The organism is Niallia nealsonii (assembly GCF_002835805.1).
In the GTDB taxonomy this organism is placed as follows: Bacteria; Bacillota; Bacilli; order Bacillales; family Cytobacillaceae; genus Niallia; species Niallia nealsonii.
Genome location: NZ_PISE01000064.1, coordinates 17969 through 44604, shown reverse-complemented (window position 1 = coordinate 44604; position 26636 = coordinate 17969). Strand labels below are relative to the sequence as shown.

At 35.0% G+C, this 26636-nt stretch carries 21 protein-coding genes and 1 pseudogene; 8 read left to right on the top strand and 14 right to left on the bottom strand.

Translation table 11 applies throughout. The features are described from left to right. Positions 1-256 precede the first annotated feature (256 nt). Positions 257-616, top strand: a complete 360-nt coding sequence (locus CWS01_RS20945) for a glycosyltransferase family protein (RefSeq protein ID WP_157827717.1) — start codon at positions 257-259, stop codon at positions 614-616. Between the two features lie 78 nt (positions 617-694). After that, a complete protein-coding gene (locus CWS01_RS20940; RefSeq protein ID WP_168714438.1) occupies positions 695-1006 on the top strand; it encodes a hypothetical protein in 312 nt (103 codons plus the stop codon). Between the two features lie 229 nt (positions 1007-1235). Here CWS01_RS20940 and CWS01_RS20935 read toward each other — a convergent pair whose 3' ends face one another. Further along, positions 1236-1838: a polysaccharide deacetylase family protein gene (locus CWS01_RS20935; protein ID WP_101179273.1), complete on the bottom strand. Its 603-nt coding sequence runs from the start codon at positions 1836-1838 to the stop codon at positions 1236-1238. A 169-nt stretch (positions 1839-2007) separates the two neighbouring features. Between CWS01_RS20935 and CWS01_RS20930 the strand changes: the two genes are divergently transcribed. Further along, positions 2008-2994: a CgeB family protein gene (locus CWS01_RS20930; RefSeq protein WP_101179271.1), complete on the top strand. Its 987-nt coding sequence runs from the start codon at positions 2008-2010 to the stop codon at positions 2992-2994. A gap of 333 nt (positions 2995-3327) precedes the next feature. Continuing rightward, a pseudogene (locus CWS01_RS20925) lies at positions 3328-3491 on the top strand (transposase); the annotation flags it as partial. A gap of 250 nt (positions 3492-3741) precedes the next feature. On the opposite strand, the gene CWS01_RS20920 reads toward CWS01_RS20925, so the two are convergent. From CWS01_RS20920 to CWS01_RS20910, 3 genes are all read right to left on the bottom strand, one after another. Further along, entirely contained in the window at positions 3742-4383 is a 642-nt protein-coding gene (locus CWS01_RS20920; RefSeq protein ID WP_157827716.1) for a histidine phosphatase family protein, read from the bottom strand. A gap of 416 nt (positions 4384-4799) precedes the next feature. Further along, positions 4800-7463: a glycosylhydrolase-like jelly roll fold domain-containing protein gene (locus tag CWS01_RS20915; protein ID WP_101179267.1), complete on the bottom strand. Its 2664-nt coding sequence runs from the start codon at positions 7461-7463 to the stop codon at positions 4800-4802. 11 nt (positions 7464-7474) lie between these two features. Beyond that, positions 7475-8869, bottom strand: coding sequence for a PTS transporter subunit EIIC (locus tag CWS01_RS20910; protein ID WP_101179265.1), 1395 nt, complete (start codon positions 8867-8869; stop codon positions 7475-7477). Between the two features lie 203 nt (positions 8870-9072). On the opposite strand from CWS01_RS20910, the gene CWS01_RS20905 reads away from it, so the two are divergent. Further along, positions 9073-10089, top strand: coding sequence for an AraC family transcriptional regulator (locus tag CWS01_RS20905; RefSeq protein WP_168714437.1), 1017 nt, complete (start codon positions 9073-9075; stop codon positions 10087-10089). A 300-nt stretch (positions 10090-10389) separates the two neighbouring features. Further along, positions 10390-11349: an aldolase catalytic domain-containing protein gene (locus tag CWS01_RS20900; protein WP_101179261.1), complete on the top strand. Its 960-nt coding sequence runs from the start codon at positions 10390-10392 to the stop codon at positions 11347-11349. Positions 11350-11722: 373 nt separating this feature from the next. On the opposite strand, the gene CWS01_RS20895 is transcribed toward CWS01_RS20900, so the two are convergent. Both CWS01_RS20895 and CWS01_RS20890 read right to left on the bottom strand, forming a co-directional pair. After that, a complete protein-coding gene (locus tag CWS01_RS20895) occupies positions 11723-12991 on the bottom strand; it encodes a LysM peptidoglycan-binding domain-containing protein (RefSeq protein WP_101179259.1) in 1269 nt (422 codons plus the stop codon). 236 nt (positions 12992-13227) lie between these two features. After that, on the bottom strand, positions 13228-14478 hold the full coding sequence (locus CWS01_RS20890) for a sensor histidine kinase (RefSeq protein WP_168714436.1): 1251 nt from the start codon (positions 14476-14478) through the stop codon (positions 13228-13230). A 421-nt stretch (positions 14479-14899) separates the two neighbouring features. Here CWS01_RS20890 and CWS01_RS23560 point away from each other — a divergent pair, with 421 nt between their 5' ends. Then, the gene (locus CWS01_RS23560; RefSeq protein ID WP_407938592.1) at positions 14900-15226 is read left to right on the top strand and encodes an S-Ena type endospore appendage; all 327 of its coding nucleotides are present in this window, start codon (positions 14900-14902) and stop codon (positions 15224-15226) included. 429 nt (positions 15227-15655) lie between these two features. Here the strand turns inward: CWS01_RS23560 and CWS01_RS23090 are convergent, their stop codons facing one another. Beyond that, positions 15656-15970, bottom strand: coding sequence for a peptidoglycan-binding domain-containing protein (locus CWS01_RS23090; RefSeq protein WP_235852137.1), 315 nt, complete (start codon positions 15968-15970; stop codon positions 15656-15658). Positions 15971-16027: 57 nt separating this feature from the next. Between CWS01_RS23090 and CWS01_RS22555 the strand changes: the two genes are divergently transcribed. Then, the gene (locus CWS01_RS22555; RefSeq protein WP_157827715.1) at positions 16028-16183 is read left to right on the top strand and encodes a hypothetical protein; all 156 of its coding nucleotides are present in this window, start codon (positions 16028-16030) and stop codon (positions 16181-16183) included. 180 nt (positions 16184-16363) lie between these two features. On the opposite strand, the gene CWS01_RS20880 is transcribed toward CWS01_RS22555, so the two are convergent. The 7 genes from CWS01_RS20880 to CWS01_RS20845 all read right to left on the bottom strand — a co-directional run bounded on the left by CWS01_RS20880 (position 16364) and on the right by CWS01_RS20845 (position 26378). Next, positions 16364-16999 carry an esterase/lipase family protein gene (locus CWS01_RS20880; protein ID WP_101179255.1) on the bottom strand — a complete coding sequence of 212 codons (636 nt, stop codon included), beginning with the start codon at positions 16997-16999 and terminating at the stop codon, positions 16364-16366. A gap of 1973 nt (positions 17000-18972) precedes the next feature. Next, positions 18973-19704 (bottom strand): amino acid ABC transporter ATP-binding protein, encoded by a 732-nt coding sequence (locus CWS01_RS20875; RefSeq protein WP_101179252.1) that lies wholly within the window; start codon positions 19702-19704, stop codon positions 18973-18975. Continuing rightward, on the bottom strand, positions 19691-21142 hold the full coding sequence (locus CWS01_RS20870; protein WP_101179249.1) for an amino acid ABC transporter substrate-binding protein/permease: 1452 nt from the start codon (positions 21140-21142) through the stop codon (positions 19691-19693). Before CWS01_RS20870 ends, CWS01_RS20875 begins: the two co-directional genes overlap by 14 nt. 388 nt (positions 21143-21530) lie before the next feature. Then, on the bottom strand, positions 21531-22346 hold the full coding sequence (locus tag CWS01_RS20860) for a lipid II flippase Amj family protein (protein ID WP_101179244.1): 816 nt from the start codon (positions 22344-22346) through the stop codon (positions 21531-21533). A gap of 190 nt (positions 22347-22536) precedes the next feature. Beyond that, positions 22537-23958, bottom strand: coding sequence for a sugar porter family MFS transporter (locus tag CWS01_RS20855; protein ID WP_101179242.1), 1422 nt, complete (start codon positions 23956-23958; stop codon positions 22537-22539). 156 nt (positions 23959-24114) lie between these two features. Next, a complete protein-coding gene (locus CWS01_RS20850) occupies positions 24115-25293 on the bottom strand; it encodes a Gfo/Idh/MocA family protein (protein WP_101179240.1) in 1179 nt (392 codons plus the stop codon). Between the two features lie 143 nt (positions 25294-25436). Beyond that, positions 25437-26378 (bottom strand): sugar phosphate isomerase/epimerase family protein, encoded by a 942-nt coding sequence (locus CWS01_RS20845; RefSeq protein WP_101179238.1) that lies wholly within the window; start codon positions 26376-26378, stop codon positions 25437-25439. Positions 26379-26636 lie beyond the last annotated feature (258 nt).

Sequence of the window (26636 nt, the reverse complement as noted above, 5' to 3'; positions counted from 1 at the left end):
ACCGGGGCAACTGGTGTAACCGGGGTTATCTACGATATAAGAGCTACTAATAAAACAGATACTGCTAGTTTACCAGTATCAAACTTAGATAATATGCTAAGTGATTTAGAATCTAAGATCTGGATTGAAGAATTGTACAAACAATACATTGATCCTGAAAGCTAACATCAAACTTGCCTGCATTCTGTAGTAGGATGCAGGTATATTTATATGGAGGATCATATGATTTCACTTAGTTTGTGCATGATTGTTAAAAATGAAGAAAACACTCCCCTCATCCCTCGATGCAGTTACAATAAAAGACTTTGTTGCTTTTGATGAATCAAGCAATGTTTTGGTAAGTCTAAGACAGGTAAGACTTGTAAAATGTGAAAAACAATTTAAATGGCATGGTGCAGTGCATGAATACCTTAAAGCAAGCGGGAATATTATTCATAGTGACATCTTGATTATCCATAAAAGAATTCATCAAAACCATAATAGAAACTTACTAATCTTTGAAAACCGCTTAAAAAAAGGGGGGCCTTTCACTCCACGTGATTTATGTTATTATGGGAATAAACTTGATGATTATGGACACTATCAAAAAGCAATTCCTATCTATATGGATTTTTAAATATAGAAAATCATTGGCTCAAAGATAAAAAAACGGCTTATGGAAAAATTGCCCGATTGCTATGCACAGTTACCTGATATGGAGCATACAATTCAATTCGCTTTAAAATCGTTTCAATTTGGATCTCCACACCCTGAAGACTGTTGTCGCCTCAGAGTTTTTTTTCTACAAAAGAATGAACCGAAAGCTGCACTCTATTGGTTCCAATTTACTACTATTATTCCTGAAGTGGATGATGGAGGAATTATTCACCAAGCTTGTTCCACATGGATTCCTCACTTACAGCAATGTATTTGTCACTCTAGATTAGGGGATATGAATAAAGCATATAAACATATAGTAATTGCTCCATCTTTTTATCCAAATCATAAATTGATTTTAAAAAAATAAATCCTTGTTGGAATCTTTTTAAAAAAACTCCTCTGATTAATTATGAGGAGTTTTCAGATTGTAGACAAAGACAAAAATGCACATTTTCAGACTGATCGAAAACGTCTGCTGCAATCAAAGCGCGGAACCTTAAGAGGAGCACAGTTACCAAGGCAGGTAATGAGTATCCGAACAAGACGAGCAACAAAAAAAGCGGGCGTTTGCCAAAAGCCTGGTTTTCTCATTTCACTTATATTCTTCTGTTATAAACGTAATGGAAATAATCAGGTATAGTAACAAACTCATAGCCTTTTTGTTTTAGACTTTTAATAATTCCAGGTAAAGCCTTAACTGTTTGCTCTCTTGGCCCTCCCCCATCATGCATCAGGATGATATTATGCTCCTTTAACCCCCTCATAACCCGGTCCTCTATTGGTTCCGTCTGAGAAAGATCCCAATCATTTGTATCAAGATTCCATAAGACTGGAAATAAACCAATTTCATAAACAGCTCTATAAGTTTCCTTAGTAATTGCTCCATACGGCGGTCGAAAAATCTTTACATCTTGCTGGATAATTTTCTTAATCGCAATGTTTAAACTATGGATTTCTCTATGCAAATCATCCTGTGATATTTTTGTAATGTCAGGATGGTTTAATGTATGATTTCCAACTGTATGTCCATCCAAAACTACTGACTGTAAAATTTCGGGGTGTAAGCTCAGGCTTTCACCTGTAACAAAAAAGGTGGCTTTTATTTGAAATTTTTTTAGAATTTGAAGTATTTGAAGGGTATAAGGTGATGGTCCATCATCAAATGTTAGAGCAATACACCGCCTAGATTTAGGCTCCATAAATGTTTCCTCCCTTTGTTAATATTGTGAAGTTTTATTTAATACTATATGACAAAAAATTATTTAAGGTGGTAAATTTGTATCATAATTTTAAAAATTTCGTATAAGCCGTTTCATGTTTGTCCAACTTTACATATATTGGTATAAAATTCACTGGTGGTGACTCCTCTTGAGGATTCTCTTTATTGATAGTAATGAACTCTTAATGTATGGATTGGCCAATGGTTTTAGGGAAGCGGGCCATGAGGTAAGGGTTTCAGGAAAAATAAACGAAAAAACGATTCCCAGTTTAATTTCTAGTTTTCAACCTCATCTAATTTTTACGGAAGGATGGGGCGAAGAAAATGATGCTCCATGGAAACAAGAATTAATTTGCAAGCAAGTGAAGGATTCAGGAATACCACATATATATTGGGCTGTAGAGGATCCCCATTTTACACTCAACTTTACTCTTCCTCTTATTGCTAGAATGAAGCCAGACTTTGTTTTCACTTTAAGTAGTAGTCTAGTTGATTTTTACAAAAAGTTAAACATTCGCGCTGCTCACCTTGACTTTGGTTATGAGCCAAGCATCCACCATCCGACTTCTGTTACACAATATGACTATTCTATTGCCGTTGTGGCCAATGCCTATCCAAAAGTCCTTACAGAATCTCCAGAACACTTTCGAAATAATTCCCTTCATGCCCTAATAAAGCCCTTGGTGAAGAAAAATATCCGAATTGATTTTTGGGGTCAGCACTGGGACAAAATGGGAGAGGTACTTGGAGTAGATATCCCTCAAAATTGGATACACGGCTATTTACCTTATAAAGATGCCTATAAAGTTTACAACGAAGCCAAAATAATCATTGGTCCACAAAATTACAAATCCCAGGTGACTCAGCGTACGTATGAAATTTTAGGATCAGGTGGTTTTTTACTTACTTCGGATACCCCAGCTGTCAGGGAGTTATTCAAGCCTGGAAAAGATTTGATTGTCTCCTCTAGCAAAGAAGAGACTCTAAGATTGGTTGACTATTATTTAAACCATCCAGAAGAAAGAACAAAAATTAGTCTACAAGGTCATAAATCTGTATCTAAACACTCCTATCGAAAGCGGGCCAAACAAGTAATCCAAACGCTATTTGATGAAGGAATAATAGAAATGGAGTAGAAGGGGTGCAGAACCCCTCCTTACGCTCCACACGCATTGTTCGATATAAAACGATTCCATTAGAAGCTCGCAATGATAATATAGACTTTTGAACACTCGTTACCTCCATTTGGAATTATGAAGGATTTTGTTTAGGTCTTGGCTATATATCATTCTCCAGCCTTTCCTCCTTCTCCACCACGTTCAATTCATACAATATACTTCCTATCCACACATATGTAAGGATTGTTCTTTATTAGAGCAGTCATTTAGATTGGTATATCTAAGGTACTCTATTAATCTTGCCAAATATGACGATGAACCATCTTAGTGCAATTCTGATTTTGATTAGACTCTCTATATGCGAAACGTAAAGAAACAATCGTAAGATTTTTTGCGGACAATAAAGAGAAGCATGGCATGCGTTGGGCAACTTTCAGAGGTTTAAAAAAGTTTCCATGCAAGCGATGCTTACTTTTGCTGCTATGCATTTCAAGAAATTAGCAAACGGGACATAGTCCTCTCGATGTCCCGTTTGCCAACTCTTCAGTAGATCTTCATATCGGTTATATTTTCTGTGTATGCTAGTATGCTATATAACGAACGTTATGAGAATAGAGGTATCTTCCTCTACATCGATTTAAAAAAGCTAAAGCTTCATCTACTGAACACTTTTCATCTACCATTGTTTTTGTCACTGTAAACCAATCATACCTTGTGCTTCTGTCCATCCAGTCTCGGCTTTTTTATTTCATTTTCTTCCCTTTATCACTTGTTTAGGCACTCATGTCCTTTTTCTCTATAGTACCTATCAGCAGTTCTTTCAACTAAAGGCTGACCATTTACATAACTAACAACAGACACACTACAATTTTCATGAACAGGAAATTCACTGCCTTTTGTTATTTGTCTAATATAATTTCCAATAGTTACTCCATGTGAAAAAATTAGAATATTACCTCCATCGGCACTATACTTTTTCACAATTTCTTCAATAGCTTTTTCTGTCCTTGTAAAAAGTTGTACATATGATTCGCCTTCTGGAGCAGAAATATGTAAATCTTCAAGACTAAACAAGGTTTTAAGTATATTTCCGTATTGAGCTAAAATTTCCTCTTCTAGTAAGGATTCCAACACACCAAAATTCATTTCCTTGAACCGCGGGTCAACATTTAAAGGGATATCTCGAGATGCAATGGCATATTTTGCTGTATCAAGAACTCTCTGGCTGTCGCTTGCGTAAGCGGCTTTAAAGGGAATATCACTTAATCCTTTTCCAACAGATTTTGCTTGAAGAATTCCTTTTTCAGTAAGCGGAGAATCACAAAATCCTTGCATTCGTTTTTCCACATTATATTGGGTTTCCCCATGCCGAACCAAATAAAACGTAACTTTTTTCTCATTTTCCAAGTTGAAACACACCCCTTATCTTCAGTATGATTTTTAATAAGCATTCAACATAAATTCTCGTTTCTATTATATCTGAAAATGGATACAACACTACATAAAAATAAGTTTATTTGCGCACCCTCTATATTTTGTTTAGTATACTTACTCCTTCTTAAGTTATAGGCCCTGTTAAACTTAGCTGTTGATTTTCGTTGCAGGCATTCGCTTTGCTCTAATCACCAGAATACAAAAATCTGCCATTATCTTTAACACAGCCAAGTTATAAAACTCACAATAATAGAAAAGGAGATAAGCAATTATATAATAGCTCATCTCCTTTTAGCTTGTTTACTATCCATTGAAAAGAATGTGCGTTACATTGTCAGGAAATTATAATTCTTCTCCACTTGTCATCATTACGTTTCCAACAAAAAAAACTACATAATTTTAAATTTTTCTAACTTTACTTCTCCAAGTAATCCACTTGGCTGTAACGCTCTATATTGAGATAAGAAATCCTTTTGCTTTGTCCCCAAAGTATTTGTTACCTCCACCTTAAGAACATTTTTTCCTTGTTTGACATAATTGGTAACATTAAATTGGTAAGGTTTCGCTATTTTTGTTCCTACTTTTTCCTCATTGATGAATACTTCTGCTACCTCATATACATCTCCTAAATCCAAACAGTAGTTGTGGGATGTTTCATATTCCAGCTCAAATTCCAGCTCATATTGAATCGTACCTGAAAAATCAGGATACAACGCTGGCTTAGAAATATTCTCTAACTTTTCTAGAGTGAAGTTTTTAGAGAATACTGGATATTCTTTTGCAGTAGCTAAAGAAATCTTCCATATACCTTCTATTTTCATTTTCCCAACTTTTTTTTGCTTTAGATTATTCACTGCCTTTATTTTTTGATTAGATACAATAAAAACCTTTGATTCCTGAGGAGCTAAACTTAAAGGTATAATATTCTGTTGTTCATCACTACAGTTATAGAGCTTGTTTTCTAGTGCATCATATTGATGAAGATATCCTTTTTGTTTAATCAAGACAGTATTTTCTATTTCGACATCTGGCGATTCATTAAAGAACATATATACTTCAGCATTTCCATGACGATATTGATAATAGCGTAATGAAGGAGATTCATTTTGAAGGGAAACTTCAAAAGATCCAACAGAACGTAAATATTTTGCTAAAGCACTTAACGATACGACTTGGACATGATCATGTTGTTCAAATAGAGCAACGGATTCTTGTATAGATCTATCCTCACTAGAACCTATTGGATATCCGTCAATAAAAATGATATTCATCCCTTTGGCAATCAATTCTTCTGCTTTCTTAAAGAATTCTTCAGGCAATCTTTCAGCATGGGGAATAATAAGGTTCTCAAATACTTCCTGGTTTAAATGAATCCTATTCTCCCTAACCTCTGCATTGCTTAACATATCGATTGAAACAATGTCAAAGTCAATTTGGTTGCGAGTCAGTTCTTTCGCTGGTTTTTGGAACAGCATAGTTGTTCCAGACCATTCTGCTTCTGCATGATAAAGAATCAATGACGATGCTACATGGATACCACCACTCAGTAATTCAGCCACTCGATTGGTATAATTCATCAATTGATGCAAATGCCGATACTGCGGATTATTTCCATGAGCATAAAAATGCGGTGGACAATCTGTATCTGGATAGGGAGCCATATCAAAGGCATGAGGAACAAAATGATTGACTCCTCTTACAAGCATATGATCTGTCATCCATTTCATTAAGTTTAAACCTTCGGACCATCCATATGCTCCATATATTTCACACATAGTTCTGCCCTTTTTCTTATCATCCAAATGACCAAATGAAGAGCCCAATTTTGCTAAAGCATAATGAAAGAACTCTCCATCCCAACCTGTTGAGGTAAAGGTCTTAAAGTAGTCATCGTCTAGTCCAGGCAATAACTGATGTAAAACAACATCAATCCCAGACATGGACTGGCCATTTATAGCACGGTGAAAATGCCCTGCCCCATATCCTAATCTTCCATGAGCATTATTATCTTCAATTAAATGGCCGATGTATTCCACACCGTGTTCATCACACCAACTCGCTAGTTTTCCTGAAAAATTGTCGGAGTATAATTGAGAAACAAGGTCCATATAAACATACCGTATTAAACTTTGTTTCTCCGTGCCGTTTGTCATTAATAAAGGCAATAGTATTTTTCCCTGTTCCCCTAGTTTTTCCTCTAATAAAGAAAGTAGATCCGAACGCCATGGAAGTACCATCTCGGTTTTTCCAATCAATGCATCTGGTCCTTTCACATTGCCAAACCTCGGTTCATCCGTGAAAAAACCTGCAATGGTCGTACCAAAATACTCAGAAAAATGCTCAAAATGAGGTTGATATACGGCATCAATGAGAACTTGAGTGGCGGCTGGATCAATGGGATTAAGGTATCCCTCCGTGGAAGCTTCTCCGCCATTATATGTTTCTACTAAAGTAAAGACACGCCAATTTCCTTCTGGAATATCCCAGTAAATGACACCATTCTCCATATAATGAGAGATATCAACTAAAGTGTTTGTATCAATGGTTTCATAATTAATAATCTTTGCAGCAATAACAGCTATAATTTTTTCTTCTGATGCCTCCAACGCTTTTTGCAGCTGGGTCTCGTCCGTTCCGACCGTCATGATCGTATTCCGATTTCCACCAGCATGCCATTTCACAATAATACCAGCATCTTTCTGCGGACCATGATAATCTACTTGACTAATTTTTAAAAACTTTTTTCTTAATTCTGGAAAATCCTTCATGATGGCTCCATTCGCAAACCCTGTTGGAAAATGAGCATCATCAAATAGCCAAACCTTCATATTTTTTTCTTCTGCTGCTTCGAGGACAATCTTTAAATCTGTCCACCACTTTCCCCCTACAAAGTCAGGATGTGGGCGAGGCTCTACACATAGTGCCTTGATACCACTCTCGTAAATTTTATTCACATACTCTTTTATGACTTCCTCGGATTCACCATGCATCCATAGGAATGGAAATATATAGTTTTCTTCCTGTCCATTAAGTAATTTCTCTATCTTTTTCATATTAAATCTTCCTATCCTACTTTTTTAATAGTGCTGTTCGATAAATTTTCTTTTTGTTTACTAGTTAGGAATGTGATAACCAAAGATACAAAAAAAGCTACAACCGAAGCAATAATATACGCCGTAAAGCTCACATCAATTCCCTTAGGATTAATAAACAAAGGTGCTGAAAATAGAGCATTTCCTCCAAAACCAAACATTTTCGCACCCATCGCTGCTGTAATGCCACCAGCTATTCCTCCACCAATAAAAGCAGCCACAAATGGTTTCTTATAAGGAATAGCAATGCTGTAGATAATGGGTTCTGTAATTCCCATAAGTCCAGTAACTCCTGTTGAAACACCTAAAGAACGTTTTTGCTTATCCTTCTGTCTTAAACCAAATCCAATCGCTGCTCCAGCTAGAGCAAAAACTGTTACATTCAAAATCGCATTAATAGGATCTGCTCCCAATGTTGAGATATTGTTGATTAAAATAGGGATAAATGCATAATGCAAACCAAAAATAACAACTAATTGCCAGAAAGCTCCAAGAATAATACCTGTAATGATTGGACTAAACGCATAGATCGCTTGTGTACCTGATGCTAAGATACTACTAATATACGTCATAATTGGTCCTATAACTAAAAACGTAAGCGGAACGGTAATAGTCAATACAATTAATGGCGCTCCAAATAATTTTACTGATGCTGGAACCTTTTCTTGAATTCTTTTTTCTAACCAGGCTGCAAATGCAACCGCCGCAATGATTGGAAATACAGAGTTTCCATAGCTTGTTAAAACCACTGGAATTTTTAGAAATGATAGGTTTGTTCCTTCATTGTATACGCTCACAATATTAGGATAAACAAGCGCTGCTCCAATTGTAGCGGCTACATATGGATTTGATTTAAATGTATTGGCTGCTGATATACCAAGAATAATAGGTAAGAAATAAAAGAAACCATCTGCGAATGCATAAAGAATTTGATAGGTTCCATTCTCAGTTGTGAGGATATGAAAGGACGTTAATGCTGCAAGTATCCCTTTCACAATACCGACTGCAGCCATTACACCCATGACAGGAAAAATAATTCCTGAAATTAATTTAAAAAAACGATTAAATACTCCACCTTTTTCTTCTCTATTGTCTGCATCTTGGACTTCTGCCTCTCCTTGAATATCTAGAACATCCGTTACTTTTCCATATGCTTTCGATACATTCGGTCCTATAATGACTTGATATTGACCACCTGAAATGGCTGTTCCAAGCACCCCTTGAATCTTTTTAATATTCTCTGTATTAGCTAGTTTGTTATCTTTTAAAACAAAACGTAAACGAGTCATGCAATGTGTTACACTTTTCACATTGCTTTTACCACCTAATTCAGAAACAACTTCTTTTGCTAAAGATGTAAAATCCATCATTTCCACTCCTTACATATCGTTACTTAACCAACAATATGTTTTTTTTTGTAAAACAAATTACTTATTTAATCCTTTATTATATTAGATCTAAGTATAATAGAATTCCTTACACTTTGTATTGTAAACGCTTTTAATATATAATGACATTACTAAAGATAACTAAAAATCGTACCAAACTTAACCTTTTAGAGAGGTGTGCAATGTTAAAAAGTGACTTAACAAAACTTTTATTCACGATGACGGATAGTGAAAGAAAGCACAAGACTAACCCCCATCCTCAGAGTTCCTTTTACAATCAGCTTGATAAAGTAAAAATAGATAACAAAGATGTGTATGTTTTTAAATTTGTTGAACAAAAGAAAAATAATGAACGTCCTTATTCATTTAATCCAAAGCTTGCAATCGTTAAACATTCAAGATATTCTATAATTCCTATTCATATACACAATTACATTGAAATGAATTATATTTACTCAGGCTCTTGTACAGCGATTGTACAGGACAAGGAGATTTCATTAAAAAGCGGAGATATCTGCATCATGGATACAAATGTTCCTCATACTATAAAAGACGTAGAAGAACAAGACATTGTTATTAATTTTTTGATGCATAAAAATTATTTTACCGTCTCCATGTTGAATCAGCTGTCTAGCAACAGCATCATTTCTGATTTCATCCGAGAAGCGATTTCTTACGATCGCAAACATAATCGATACATCTTATTTCACTGTCAAGAGAGTGATAAGCTAACTTATTTAGTAGAAAACCTACTATGTGAATATTATGATCCTAGTTTCTCCGCACGAGACATTATTAATGCCTATATGATACTCATCTTTGCTGAACTATTCCGGCATTACCAAACCGATAATCGTACAAATTCTAATTCATCTAACAAAGCTTATATGTTAGAAATTTTACAATATATTGAAGAAAATCATCAAATTTGTACATTAAACTCAGTGGCTAAACAATTCGCTTTCCATCCTAATTACTTAAGTCGTATGATTAAAAAAAATACAGGCAAAAGTTTTAAACAGCTTCTTCAAGAACAAAAATTAAACCAAGCTAGTTTTCTACTAACAAATACGAATAAAAAGTTAGAAGAAATATTGAATGAAGTAGGTTATCATAATCATGGTTTTTTCAATAAAATTTTTAAAGAACGGTACGAGCTTTCACCAAAAGAATATCGAAAAATAACCCAATTGAAATAGTTAATTATTATGGTAAGTTTGAAACTCCGTCTACTATTCATATAAAAACAAGCTAAACAGAATATTTCCTTTTTTGCATTGGTTACTAATAAAAATGATGTTTACCAGCCTTTTATAATAAAAATAGCAAAATCTTATGAAATATAATGGTATACTCCATATGGTAAAACAATTTAAACTTTGGAAGGACTTTATCACTTTTTTGAAAATAAGTTTGACACCTTTGGACAAGTCATGATATAAAGCATAAAAGTGAAAAAAATTGCTAATAAGCAGAATAAACAGGGGGAAGTTACTAATATGGAAAATCATAGCAAAATTATAGACTGTACCATTCGTGATGGAGGGTTAGTTAACAATTGGGATTTCAGCGTCGAATTTGTTCAAGACTTGTATAATGGTCTAAGTGCAGCCGGTGTGGAATATATGGAAATTGGCTACAAAAACTCGGCTAGGCTTCTAAACGCGACTGAGCCCAACCCATGGAGATTTCTTGACGATAACTTCCTGAAAGAAATTATTCCTGAGAAAAAGTTCACAAAACTATCTGCTTTAGTAGATATTGGACGTGTAGATCCAAATGACATCCTGCCACGTGAGCAAAGTGCTTTAGATATGATTCGAGTGGCATGCTATATCCGTGAAGTGGATAAAGGTTTAGAACTTGTACAAATGTTTCATGATTTGGGTTATGAAACTTCACTCAACATTATGGCTTTATCTAGTGTACCTGAACATCAGCTTATTGAAGCGTTTAAAATGGTGAAAGAAAGTTCAGTAGATGTTGTATATATTGTAGATTCTTTTGGAAGTTTAGATCCTGCGGGCATTGAGCACCAAGTGAAGAAGTTCCAATCTTTGATTCCTAACAAACAGCTTGGAATCCATACGCATAACAATATGCAGCTAGCATTTGCCAATACATTAACGGCATTTCAAAATGGGGTTACATTCCTTGATTCATCTGTTTATGGTATGGGGCGTGCGGCCGGCAACTGCAACACAGAACTTCTCGTTAGCTACATACAAAAAACTAGCTATGAAATTAAGCCAGTTCTTGGCATCATTGAAAAACATATGTTAGGAATGCGTGAAAAGTGGGAATGGGGTTATATTATTCCTTACATGATCTCTGGTGTACTTAATGAACATCCACGTGTCGCCATGGCTTACCGTGACAGCGCCGATCGTGACAAGTTTGTCGATTTTTATGACAAAGTAACGACACCAGAAGCCAATTTGGCACCAGCGTCCAAGTAGGTTAGATGATAAAAGGCATTTCTATTAATAGAGGTACCTTTTAAAACTTTGAATAAACCTAATTTCTTAAAACTAAATAAAAAAGAGCTGGAATACACAGCTCTTTTTTATTTACCTATTATTTCAAGATTTTGTTTTATTTATATCAATAGCAAGCTGATTCCTATTTTGCTTAGCAGAAGTGTTAACCTTACTTTAATTTGATAAGTTTTCACACCAATCTTAACATCATTTTCTTCCTCTTTTGAATTCTTTAATAGAGGCTATTAACTGAGTAGACATTGGCAAAGCTTCCTAAACAACTATTATTTGGGCCGTAAGCTACAAAAAAATAAGCTATTTAAAAAGTAGGGTTTAACTTCATATCCTGAACTCATTTTTTTGTAACAGTTATATTCTTAGATAAAAAAGCCCAATTCTGTGGTGCAGGCAAACTAATATGCCAAAAAGTTGTGCCCACCAATTTGTAAATATCAATAAGTTTATATTTTTCTATATAGCTTCGAATATCCTCAAACCAAACAATATGCTCTATAGCTTCGGCCCAATAACGATACCATGGAGATTTGGCTGTATTATCATATCGAATAGCTACCCCCGATGAAATGGCCTTATTTTGTGCAGCAAGGACAGATAACCCTTGAGTTACATTTGTAGTGACCACTTTGTCATATCCGTATAATGGCATTGCAATCAACAGTTTTTGCGGATTCACTTGACTTAGCGCGTACTTAACCACTTTCTCTACCCATTCAATTGGTGAGATCGGATCGGGTGGACCTCCCGGATAACCATAATCAATTGTCATTACCGCCATAAGATCCGCAGTATTTCCAATTGATGCATAATCATAAGCCCCCACAATTCTATTTGTCGGTAAATCTGCTGCTTTTGCATGAACGTTCACATTTAAAATTAAATCTCCTAATTGCTCCTTTAATGCTTGTAAAAACAAATTAAAATCATTTCGTCTTGCTGGTGGAATAAATTCAAAATCAATACTTACACCACCAAACTTTCTATTTGTTGTAAGAGTGACAATGCTTGCTACTAAATTCTGTCGATAAGTTGCATTTTCAAGAACCCCTCCTGCCAGATCAGCACTAAAATCACTGGTTGTATAGTTACGAATCATCAATAATGGGATAATATTTAATTGTTTGCATCTACTAATAATGGCAGAATCGTCTATTTGATAAAAAGCGAAACCCTCAGCCGTAAAGGAATAGTTCACTATCGCCACATAAGTTAGTTGATTGGATAATGAATCTAATCTAGAAAGATTGGTTGTCGCTCCTGAGGGAACAAAAAATCCCAGAGTACTCATTGCCAATTTGTTTGGTGAAGGAATATTAATAACTTGACCAATTTGAAGTTTATTTATATCAATACCTGGATTAGCAGTACGTATCCATAAAATATTCGAGTTGAATTGTTGGGCTAATTCCCAGAGCAAATCACCCGCTTTAATTTGGTAGGCTCGTACGGGCAGAGTATTGTCTGGAATATAAAGAGCAAGGCCAGGAACAATTGCTGTAGAAGATAATAACCCGTTTACACTAACAATGGTATTAATTGAAATATTATACCTTTTGGAAATAGACCATAAACTTTCACCAGCACCTACAACATGAACAGTCATCCCCTCACCCCTTTCCTAACATCATATTAGCTGGTAAAAATAATATACTATGTTACAAAAGAAAAACGGACTTTTATCAAAAGCCCATTTGAGGCTGTTGAGAAACACCCGCTTTTTTTGTTGTGCGTCTTATTCTGAAGCGATGAGATTAATTTCTTGTCGTTTTTTTCATTTTTACTTCAGCACTTTTTCGTTCAACAACCATTCTATAAATAACAAATTGGAGATCTCCCCGTTTAGGTTATCTGGGGTAAAAGAATGATAAATTCTGTCCCCATATCCTTTTTGCTGTTCACTTTTATCTTCCCTTCAAAAGAATGAATAATTTGAAAACTCACCGTCATTCCCAATCCTGTTCCCTTTTCCTTTAAAGAATAAAATGGAGATCCAATCCTATCTATTTGCTGTTTTGTCATACCAATTCCTTGGTCCCGAATACTAATCTTTATATGTCCATCATCAGTTGAAGTACAGCCAATCCAAACAATTCCTCCATTTGGCATAGACTCTACCGCATTTTTCAAAATATTAATCAAAGACTGGTTCAATTTTTGAGGATTAGCATATATCCAACAGTTGTCAAGAATATCCGCTTTAATCTCCACATTATGATTTAGAGCATAACCTTGAATGATATTTACTACCCGTTCTAACTGATAACCTACACCGATTTTTTCGTTGGTATTTATAGAGGGTTTTCCAAAAGATAAAAAATCATTAATAATTTCATTGGCACGATCTAATTCTTCAATGGATATTTGGATATATTCCTTCTTTTCATTGGATAAATCGGGATCGTTTAGAAGTTGCAGAAAGCCACGAGTAACTTGCATAGGATTTCTAATTTCATGAGCAAAAACACTTGTTAACTCACTGACAACTCGTAATTTCTCTGAATTTTGCATCTCTGAACGCAGCTGGTGAATCTCCCTGATTGTTTCATTTAACATAGTGAAGAACCAAGTCACTGCCACTACAAAGATAAGATGAATAATCTGTACTTTCAAATAATCTATAGAAAAACCTCTTAAAACACTCAAAAAAACAAGGCCGCTAAGACAATAGTAAAAGGAAAGACTCCCCGCAACTTTAACCCTTTTATCTTTTTTTGAACGAGCAAACGATTTTTGAAAAAACAATATTACAGGCAGTGATAATAATATGACAAGAACAGTAGTATAAAATCCTATACTGATTCCAAAATAGAGGCGATAAAGTATAATCAGAGCTGATAGCAAGATGCCTGGCCAAAATCCGCCGTACAAAGTCCCAAATAGTAGAGGAACAATTCTTAAATCCAAACGAGCATTTTGTCCAAAATTCACTGGAAAAGACATACATAATAATATGGATATTCCCCACAAAATGGTCATTATAATGGTTCTATTTTTATTACTCTTTACCTTCTCCGTAACAAATGTAAAATAAATAAATATGGGTATTACCATAAGCGTTAGTTGCAGCAAAAAATCTTTTATTATACTCATTTCGTTACCTTTCATATGCTGCCTTATATCTGAATTCTGCAGCATAAGGACAATAATTTTGTTTATTCATTTATGACTGTTCCGTACAGCTATCTATACTCTAATAAAGAACCGAATTATCATAATTATACTTTAAAACTATCATAATTTGTCGACTCTTGTTTTTTCTTTAAAGTACACTATAAATAAGGCCATTTATAAAAAGTCTTTTAGAGCCAGACTAATCATTAATAAAAAAACATATCTACTTCTTGTAGACACGCCCCCTTTAGAGTAGCAGTCATTGCACGTGTTAATAAGCTCTTACATTGGATTATGGGGAGGAGCTAGCTTTATGGGAAAGAAGTGTAAACAAGAAAAAAATAGAATGCCAATGTATCTGTCACTCTAAAAAGAAAAACGGAGTAGAAAAAAAAAACTAATTTGCATACACAGATGTGTTCCAATTAACCAAAAATGTAACGATGCTACGACACAAACGTATTTTTGCGTCTCGGTGGATTCCAATATAAAAAATCCTTCGGGAACCATTACAATAATAAATACTAGTAAATCATGTACAATGCAAGTTACCATAACCAAATCGTCCATTGATCATGAGGATATTGATGTTGCTCCGAATTCATCGTTTACTGCAATTGTCGCTAATCTAAAATCCGTAAAAATCTTATGTAAAAGTCAGTCCAATACTGATATATATTGTACTGGTTCTATGGAGTTGAATATCCATTACACTTTAATGTTCTAATTATCTACAGCCGGCAGCAAACTAATGATATGAAGGAAAATTTTACTAACTTTAATTAAAAAGAATCAAAACTGGAATGGCAAGGTATTTAAATTCAAAATTAAGTGATGCATATTTACAGTAAAATAATCTCCCTTCTCTAACTGCCGGTTGTTTTCGTTGAAGATCAGGCTACCAGTTTGGTGGCTTTTTTCTTATTCAAGTAACGGGTGGTTTAGTTTAAGTAGATTCCTACAAAAAGACCCCACTCCGTAGAGTAGGGCGTCTATGGGAAGTAAGGGAGTGTACAAGTAATATTCCCTTACTTTCTTAAGTAAAACATCATATTCCAATTATTTTACACATAAAAAGCACCCCACTCCTCCAAAGAGTAGGGCAATCATGAAGGTCTCATATGAACACTATTATTATTTACCCATTCCATTTATTTTATGCAAAGAACTTAGCAAATGTATTAGGGCCTACAATACCATCAGCAGTTAAGCCATGGTCTTTTTGGAATTTCTTAATAGCTGCTAACATTTCAGTGTCGAAAATTCCATCGAATCCTTTTGGATCATAGCCATGAAGATACAGCATACCTTGCACAAGCTTGATCCATGTGGAAGAAGGCTTTCCTTTTCCGATAACTGGTGCTGCCTTTTTAGACTTAGAACCGAAATCTCCATCAGTAGTTACTTTAGCCAGGTATTGAAAAACACGAATAGCAGCTGATTTTGTTTTTGGGCCGTTATAGCCATCCACAGTTAGCTTTGTGAATTTAGCTTCAGATGCAAAACCGTTTAAGAAGGTTTGGACTTCTTGATGTTTGCATTGCCGCCGCTGGTAGAAGTAGATGTAGGCTTAACTTCTTCTTTAACAGTAATGGTTTCTGTTTTAGTAACCGTTAAAGAAATAGCATCCTTTTATCTTATAGGTTTAATCCTAAAAATCCCCCTATCGCTGTTTGTTCAGTAAACAACGATAGGGGGATTTTTATAATTCATCAGGTAATTTATGCAGCCTAACCTTTTTCCTAAAAGGTCCTTTATAAAACGATACACTTTAAATACCTATTGCGTAAAGCGCTGCATGTTTCTATAATTTCTATTTTTTAAATATTGTTGAAAAAACTAAATTCAAAATAAGAACCTTTTGTTAATTTGTATTTTGCCCTCCACCATTTAATCCTTCTTTAATCAACTCGTTCACTTTACTGTTTAACACCATTCCCATATGACCTACACCGCTGATTTGAACGTTTTTTGCTCCCTGTAGAGTTGAAAGTTGATTCGGCACCAAATAGTCGCCTGTGCTGTAAATGGATGTATAAAGGATTTTATGGTTAGGATCTGTACCCACGGGAGCTTTCGATGTTACAAATTTATTTGGAGAACCTAATGTTACCACATCGTTTACTTTGCTTCCGCCGCCATTGAGAATATACGTCAGGGCATTTATGCCCCCTGCGCTGTGTCCAATAATATCAACTTTGCTTTTTCCTGTTTTCTTTAATACTTCATCTACATAAGAAGCAAGCTGTCTTGCATTATTTACACTATTACCCGTTTTATCTATCATTTCAATGGCATACAGTTCATTGTCAGACCAGCCTTGTTTTTTCAAATAGTTTTTAATGCCATAAAAGTTTGTACTGTTCCCCCCTGCTCCGTGAATGTAGATAACTGGATCATGGGCGTTTGTCTGTGCTTTGGAAACAGAAGGCTGAATACCAACAACAGAAAAAGTAATAGCCATGCATGCAACTAGTGAAATTATATTTTTGATTTTCATTATTTTCCTCCTAGATGTTTGACTGCTATCTTGCTATATTCATTGTTATATATTTCGGAAGAAGAAACAACCGGCAACTTTTGCTAACTATGGTTGTATAGACCATATAAAGAAGATGACTTCTGTATTCTGCAGGGATAATGGGGAAGTTTTTTTTGTTTTGCCTGTTTAGTGGTGGCTATTTTTAATTGGCTCTACAATGGAGAATTCTTCAAAAAAGGAGGTTTTTTTGTTTTTTTTAACATAAATTAACTGCCATGGTATCTATTGGCTCAATCAATTAACAAGGGAAATACTCGCTATCCTATACAGTATATTGCAGAGGAAATACTGTATAAATCAAGATGGGAACATTTGTATTACTCACAGTAATCTATCCATGTTATATATGCAAAGCAAGCGGTACAGCCCATAATTAAACAAGAGTTAATATTTAAGGAACCACAGTGCGGTAGAAGCAAATCAATTACAATAATATCTAGCCTAACGATGGAGTTAAAAAGGTTCTTAAACAAAATTTAAAAAGTAAGTGGCACCTAAGCAACAGCCGATTGCTCTACCATTGAGCTACTGTGGAACAAAAAGTATTTTCGTTATCTGATGGGCCCAGATGGACTCTAACCAGCTGAGCTATTTCCCGTTTATATGGCGCTCCCGTGTGTTGCTCTGAGGTCATTGCTGTTTACAACTCATAACAGATGGAAAAAATAAACTATTACATTGCTCATTCAAAGAGGGAAAATACAAAAAAAGAATTATTCCTTCTATTGGAAGAATTCAACATAATGGTATACCGTACATAATGTCTCCCCTCTTCCTGCCAGTGAGGAAACTATTTATTTCTATTTCATAGAACTTGCGGATACCTATAAATTTTCTACCATATGGAGAAGACTTTCTTCTATTAGCGAAGCACATAAATTGAAACAGCACCCAAATCCAACAAAACAATGGAAGTGACTGCCTTAGTAGAAGGAATCAAACGAGAAAAAGGATCCGGGAAAAAAGCACTGATGCTTACCCTACTTCCAACATTAGTCAGCAAGATTGATACCACTTCTGTTTATTTTTCGTTTTCACATTAGCAAAGTAGAAAATTGAATAAGATATTATCACTTCAATTTTATCGATTATAATAAGTTGTCTATCTACAATACAATTTAAACAGGTAGAACTATAGAGGTAACGATAAAGTTTACCACATTATTTTCCCACCTGTTGCTGTATAATTTGTTCAATAAATGATAATGGAAAATGGGATGTCGAAGCAACCTATCTGTCCTTCTACTTTTACTCCCCTTTAATTAAGAAGAATAACTCTCTCATTTTTTATTACACTCAGTAAAAAATTCTTTAATAGAATGTACGAATGGCAAAAATATCATATATTTCGATTTATGAATATGATGTATCTTGATAAAAAGTTGCATCACTAGTTTTCAAAAACTCTCCTGATAAAATAAAAGCTGAACCAAAAAACGATATTATTTATATTCTGATCAGTTGCTAGTAGTAGTCACTAACTCTATAACAAAAAATAATGTATACAGATAAATAGCTTCAAGGGTACATATGATATTCTTTTTTATATTCATAAATAATTAAACTCCCTTTTCTATGTATTAGTTTATAAATAATATAATACTAACAACTTCATATGAAGTCTCCTTTTGTGTCAGAATATCTAACGTACTTTTTAAAATATTCTGTTAATTTTCCAACCCCCTTCAGATTTTCAGTCAAGAACATCATGACTTCTTTTACATATGTTAGCCCTTCTCTTTTATTTCTGCGACACCCATGCTTCAGTCGCCCATTTTTCATATTATCTTCTTTCATCCACTGGAAAAAAAAGTGCATGCAGGCTGTGTTTAAAAAGCCATAATCTATAAAAAACGGCCATAAAAAATCACCTTTCCTCGTATAAATAACAAGTACGAGGAAAGGTGATTTTGATTTGAAGTATTCTTCAATTACGACAAAACTTTATTCAAGAAATCTTTTGTCCGCTCATTTTGTGGATTTCCAAAGATTTCTTGTGGACTGCCTTGTTCGACAATATAGCCATTGTCCATAAAAATAACACGGTCTGCCACTTCTTTGGCAAAGCCCATTTCATGTGTCACAATGACCATTGTCATACCTTCTTGAGCCAATTGTTTAATAACAGCTAAAACTTCTCCAACCATTTCTGGGTCAAGGGCACTTGTCGGTTCATCAAACAGCATAATATCTGGATTCATTGCAAGGGCACGTGCAATGGCAACCCTTTGTTTTTGTCCACCAGATAATTTTGATGGATTCACTTTTGCTTTGTCTTTTAAACCAACACGGTCTAAAAGCTTTAAAGCCGTTTCTTGCGCTTGTTCTTTTGTCGCTTTTTTTAATTCCACAGGTGCAAGGGTAATATTATCTAGAATATTTAAATTCGGAAAAAGATTAAAATGCTGGAATACCATTCCAATATTTTCTCTCACCTTATTAATATTAGTGCTTTTATCCGTTAATTTAACATCATTGACAATAACTTCGCCGCCCGTCACTTCTTCCAACATGTTCAAACAGCGAAGAAGTGTACTTTTACCAGATCCAGAAGGACCAATTAAACAGACAACTTCCCGTTCTTTCACTTGCAGGTCAATTGACTTTAAAACTTCTAAATCACCATAAGATTTTTTTAAATTCGTTACTTTAAGCTTTTCCATTTTTAATCCTTCTTTCTAACACATTTGACACTCTTGTTAAGATCATAATGACAATAAAGTACATGGCGCCAACAATAATCCACATTTGGAATGATTCTAAGTTTCTTGCGATAATGATTTTTCCGCTTTGTGTCAGTTCATTAATGCCGATTATAGAAAGGATGGATGTATCCTTTAATGTGATAACAAATTGGTTGATAAATGCTGGAATCATTAGTTGAATGGCTTGTGGCAGAACAACTTTAGACATTGCTTTTCCATATGGAAGGCCTAAACTGCGAGCTGCCTCCATTTGCCCTTTATCAACAGACTCAATTCCTCCACGGACAATTTCAGCCATATAGGCACCTGCATTTAAACTTAATGTAATAAGCCCTGCTGCAATTGCTGAAATACGGAAATCAAGTGCTGCCGGAATACCAAAATAAATGAAGAATGCTTGTACAATCAACGGCGTCCCTCTAAAAATATCAATATAAATGCCTGCGATAATTCGCAATGCTTTGTTTTTAGCGATGCGCATTAAACCAAAGATAATTCCTACTACTGTTGCAATCAATAAAGACACTGCTGTTAAAATCAGCGTCATCTTTAAACCGCTTAACAAGCTTGGCAAACTTTCTTTTAATAAACCTAAGTAACCTGAATCTTTTGCTTCTTCAGAGCCGGTTTCCAAATATTTATCCATGATCTTTTGATATTCCCCAGAAGCTTTTAAGTTCGTTAATCCATCATTAAACATTTTTAAAAGTTCTGCGTTTTGCCCTTTAGAAACAGCAAATCCATAAGAATTACCTGCTTCTTTATCTGTTACAATTTTCAAACCGTTTCCTTGTTTAATTCCGTAGGCTAATACAGGATAATCATCAAATACGGCAACAGAGTTTCCTGTTTTTACATCTTCATACATATTGGCAGAGTCATCAAACGTAACGATTTTAAATCCATATTTATCTTGGATGCTTTCAGCGAATGTTGCTCCTTCTGTACCTGTTTTAACTGCTACTTTTTTCCCCTTTAAATCTTTATAAGAGGAAACAGTTTCATTGTCTTTTCCTACTGCCATAATAATCCCGGAGTCAAAATAAGGGTCAGAGAAATCAAACTTTAATTTTCTTTCATCTGTAATACTCATTCCTGCAATAACAGCATCAACTTGCTTGGATTCTAATGCTTGAACCGCGGCATTAAATCCTAATGGTTTCATTTCATATTTAAACCCTTGATCTTTTGCAATAGCTTTAACCAAATCCATGTCTATTCCAACAAAATCACCGTTGGTATCTTGAAATTCAAATGGCGCAAATGTTATATCAGTTGCGATTGTGTATGTTTTTTCTGCAGCTTTTGCATGGTTAAAAGGCAAAAATAGATTAGCAGCAGTTAATAACACCACCATCAACATAAATAATCTGGTAAAATTATACGTTTTTTTCATCATCTAGCTCCTTTAAAACAAATATTATAAATTCTTGTTAAGAATATACGTTTTTTATGTTATATTTTTAACAAAAAGATTTCAAAACCTAAAATATGTAAGAAAATCTGACATAAAAAACACTAATTTACATAATACTATGAAATAAAATAAATGTACAGTTGAGAATTCTAAAAATTTCGCAGAATTTATCGTTTTTTAATAAAAAATAACTGCTTCAGAATAATAAGCATCGTTTTTCAAGATAAAATTATTATTTACTAACAAAGAAAAAAACTTACATGCATTTAGCCTAAGCTGGTGTAATTGCATGTAAGTTTTTTTATTCATATGAATCTTAAATTTTTGAGAATCAAAAAATGCAGGGAAACTTTCTCTGCCATTTACCTTATATCCATTTTGCAAACCAAGCAACATAATAGGCAGCAGGGATAAACAAAACTTGCGCCACAATGGTCCCTACAAACTTGGATGAAATCATCGTTAATGAATAGCTTTTAAGGTAAATATATTTGCTTGGCTGTTTCGTCACACGGTCTGCGAGTACAGATGCTTTTGGATCAATAAATAAAGTTAAGAGAATGGTTGCAATGCCGTTGATAATCCCCGAAGATGTTAGTGCTGCTCCTGCATAACTATCGGGCACCAATAATGTTGCATAAATAGATGACAATACACCAATTGTAAACACAGCAGAAATAACCACATTAATAACAAATAAACGCTTCGGAATAGTTTGGAGTGTAATTCCTTTTAAATAGGATAATTTAGGGAGTCTGAAACAGTTGATGACTTTTTTTATTCCGGCTATACTGCAATTTTTTTTAAATAACGCAAAGATAGATCCCCGCTCATTCGATAATTGTATAATTGCTCTTGAAAAAATATTAATAAAAGTTGGGAACAACAAAATTCCAAGCAATACGCCAACAGATGTTACTCCAATTAAAATGCGGTATTGTCCTTCTAAAAAAACTAGTTTATTACTAGCGGGCGCTTCAGCAATTAATTTTGCAGTTAATGGCTGCTGAATCATCGTCGAAAATCGGGAAACAATAACTAATGTGCTAAATAGGGATAGTGCTGTTGCAATCAGCCTCACTCTTGTTCCAGAAATTCTTGTGGAATAGGCAAGTGTTTCAATCATGGTTATAATCAATAAAAAAATAGAGATAATAATGATTTTATTTGTAATTAGTTCCATATAAATACTCCTTAAGCAATTTTTCTACTGGTATTATAAAGGAAAAACAGAAAAACAAATAGGAATATTTTATGAATTTTATTAGGGCATCCTGTAAAATCCCCCTTTTCTATTTTATAGAAAGGGGGGATTCCCTATCAATTATTATGCTCAAATTTGAATTACAGAAACGAAGTATACGCTTACAAAATTATTTAAAGGCCCCAACTGTGATATCTTCCTGCTTCTTATCTTCTTTATAATTGCGGAAATAATGTTCCAATTCTTCTAAAGAACGACCTTTTGTTTCCGGCATATATTTGTAAATAAAGAAGATTCCCCAAATTCCAAGAGCAACAAAGATAAAGAATGTAGCCGATAAACCAATTGTACTTAACAGCGATGGAAATGTCAGTCCAATAATGGAGTTTGTTATCCATAGGAAAAATACACTTAATCCCATTCCTAAGCCTCTTAGTCTAGATGGAAAAATTTCAGCAAGCACTAACCATGTCACAGTACCAATACAAGATTGCATAAAAGCTAAAAAGATAACCGTCAACCCCAAAACTACAAATGGCAGCGCCTTCGTTCCATCAAGGGTAAAGGAGAAAATCGCAATAAGAAGCAATGATGTAGTTGTTCCAATTAACCCAGTTAACAGCATCGGACGACGGCCTATTTTGCCAAGAAGCCAAATTCCAATAAGAACGGCGATAACAGAAATCGCACCATTGGCGATATTGCCGATTAAAGCAACTTCCGTTTCAAAACCGGCATCTTTTAATATTTCTGTTCCATAATACATAATCGAATTGATTCCTGTAATTTGCTGAACAACTGCAATCCCAATTCCGATAAACAATATGCGGCGAACCCATGGAACAGATAAATCTTTAAATGTTGCTTTTTTAATCGAAGACTCTTTTTCAATTGCCTCTTCAATTTCTTTCAACTCTTTAGCTGCTTGTTTTTTATCTCTAATTTTCTCTAAAACGGCCAATGCCTCTGCTTTTTTTCCTTTTGCTACCAGAAAACGTGGACTTTCAGGAACTCTTAACATGCCAAAGAATAAGAATATCGCCGGAAGCGCCGCAATAACTAGCATATATCTCCACACATGAGAACTGTCGGTCATGGTATTGCCGATAATCGCATTAAATAGAAAGGCCAATAATTGACCTGTTACAATCATTAATTCGTTTTGTGTAACCATACGGCCCCGTCTTTCCACAGGCGACATTTCTGCCAAAAATGTTGGCACTGTGACAGAAGCTCCACCTACCGCAAGCCCCAAAAGAAACCGAAAGATAACCATAATCGTCATATTTGGAGCGAATGTACAGCCAAGCGCTGCAACAAAAAATAACACGGCAAGATTAAGAATATTTTTGCGGCGGCCGATCTGGTCTGATAGCCTGCCTCCAACTAGCGCTCCAAGCGCCGCTCCAAAAAGCAGGGAACTTGCAACTAGGCCTTGTGTAAAGGCATTAAGATTTAATTGGTCTGATTCTGACATATATGGAAGTGCACCATTGATAACACCTGTGTCATAACCAAACAGAAGCCCTCCAAAGGTAGAAACTAAAATAATCATCAATAAAAACGACTTTTGTTTCTTCTGTTCATTCATGAAAATATTCCCCCATTTCAATCCATAATTTTTTCATCCCCGCTTTGCATAACCATCGAGTTGCTTTATTAATAAAGAATACGGTCCCCGCTCTTATTGGATGATAATCATCAAGTAATTGCTGAACCGCATTCTATTATTATTTACAAGTAATCTTTATTCAAAATTCACCCAAACTGCTCCATTTTCGGCAGATCGAACACAATTTTCAATCCAGCGAACTCCTTCAAGTCCTGCATCAATATCAGGATAGACAAGGTTTTTTAATGTTTCCTCATCGCCACGGCTTTTCGCATCAATGGCAACAGCAAATTTCAAATAAATATTGGCCCAAGAATCAGACAAACCTTCGACATGGAGGGCACCTAACCGTTCATCGGCATTGCAGCTTTCGTCTAAATATGGCATCGCACGAATTAGTGTCTGAATTGGCTCACCTTGCACTTCATATGTTAGCTCGCCTGGTTTCGAATCCCACCATTCTAAGCTAGCTTTTGAACCGACTATTCGGATACGATGCCCATCCATACAGCCAGCATTAATAGAAGATGTCCACATTGTGCCAACTGCGCCGTTTTCATAATGCATCAGCACATGTGCATTATCTTCTAAAGGAGCTCTGCTTTTAATGAAACTTTGACGATCGCATAATAATTCTTTAATTTTCATATTTGGCATGATCAACTGAGACATATAATAAGTGTGTGTAGACAGATCTCCCAATACAAAACTTGGTCCAGCTATCTTAGGATCTACACGCCATTTTTGCGCATCACTTGGTTTTTCTTCTTCTAGTGCGTTAAAACCATGCGTATACTGTAAATCAACGACACGAATATCGCCAATTTTGCCTTGCTCAATCATAGCGCGCATTTGCAACAGCATTTGATTGCCAGAAAATCCATATGTAACGCCGACGATTTTTCCTTTTTCTTCAGCGAGCGATTTTATTTCTCTTACTTCATCTGTTGTGAAAAACAAAGGTTTTTCACAAATAACGTGCAATCCTGCCTCTAAAGCTGCTTTGCAGATCTCATAATGAGTACCATTTGGAGTGGCAATTGAAATAACTTCAATGCCATCCTCCCGTGCTGCTTCTTCTCCAAACATTGTTTTATAATCATCGTAGCAGCGATTTTCTGCAACTCCTATATTTACACCGAAATCTCTTCCTCTTTCTGGATCAATATCAAAAGCACCTGCAACTAGCTGAAACGCTGTGTTATCTCTTAATGCTCCAGTACGATGTTTGTAGCCTACTTGACCAAGTCTTCCTCCACCTACCATTGCCCAACGCAATGGTCTTGCGATTTTTTTCTCTCCATTTAACATGATTGTTTCCTCCCATTCTATTATTAGAACTACAAGATTCCTAGTCTTTATAAAATAATTCCAGCAGAAGAGTAAACACTTTATTTTAAGAGCAAATTCCCCTTCTTCATCAAAGCAAAATCACTAGCCTAAAATCTTTTTTTCTATTAATAGCTAAGTGTTTGTTTTAAAGCATCTATAGATGTTTTAACCCCTGCCTCAACAGACATTGTAAGATCTTCCATTTCAAGAGAAACTTCCCCGTCATATCCCATCATCTTTACAACAGAGAAAAATTCTTTCCACCACTGTAGGTCTTGTCCACAACCAACTGCGACATAGTTCCAAGCTCTATTTGCAACATCTGTTACTTCTTTTGTTTCTAACACTCCATTTGTGCCTGATAAATGTCTCTCCAAGCGAACATCTTTGCCATGAACATGATGAATTGCATCCCCTAATGCTCTCGCTGCAAGAATTGGATCTGCTCCCATCCAGATCAAATGGCTTGGATCAAGATTTAAGCCAACGATAGGCCCAACTGCATTTCGTAATTTAAATAATGTTTCAGGATTATAGACTAATTGTGAACTGAAATTTTCAAGAGCAATTTTTTCAATCCCACAGTTTTTAGCTTTTTCAACTAGCTGTTTCCAATAAGGAATCGCTACTTCATTCCATTGATAGTCAAGGATATCCTTTAATTCAGGCGGCCAACTTACTGTATAAGTAATCCAATTTGGAATTTTATCTTCCGAACTTCCTGCTGGCAGCCCGCTCATCATAATAACTTTTTTTACTCCTAACAAATTCGCTAATTCAAATGTTTTATCTGTTATTTTCCGATGTTCCTCTCCTAATGCCCCAGGATCTAATGGATTTCCAGAACAATTTAGAGCACATAACTTAATATTGCGCTTTTCTAGCTGATATAGAAACTCCCTTCTTTTGTCAGCGCTTTCTAAAAGTTCATCGATTCTTAAGTGAGGAGCAGGAGACCATCCTCCAGTGGTCATTTCAATCGTATTAATGCCTAAATCTGAGATTACATCCAACATTTCTTCAAATGGCAAATGTCCTAAACTATCTGTTACATAAGATAATTTCATAAATTTCAATCCTCCTAAAATATTCATGTAGAAGTTACTCTCTAAGACTTATAATTAAAGGACAAACACATTCAAACAATTATTTAGAGCCCTTCTTCCCCCTACTGCATCATACAGCTCTTTCACAAAAAGTTATTCATCATTTCATCCTTTTTTAACTAATAAATCTTAATTTATTAAGAAACTCCCATATGTAAACGCTTTATAATATAAGTTATTGGTTAACTTATATTCATATTATAAAGTGATAAAACTTAA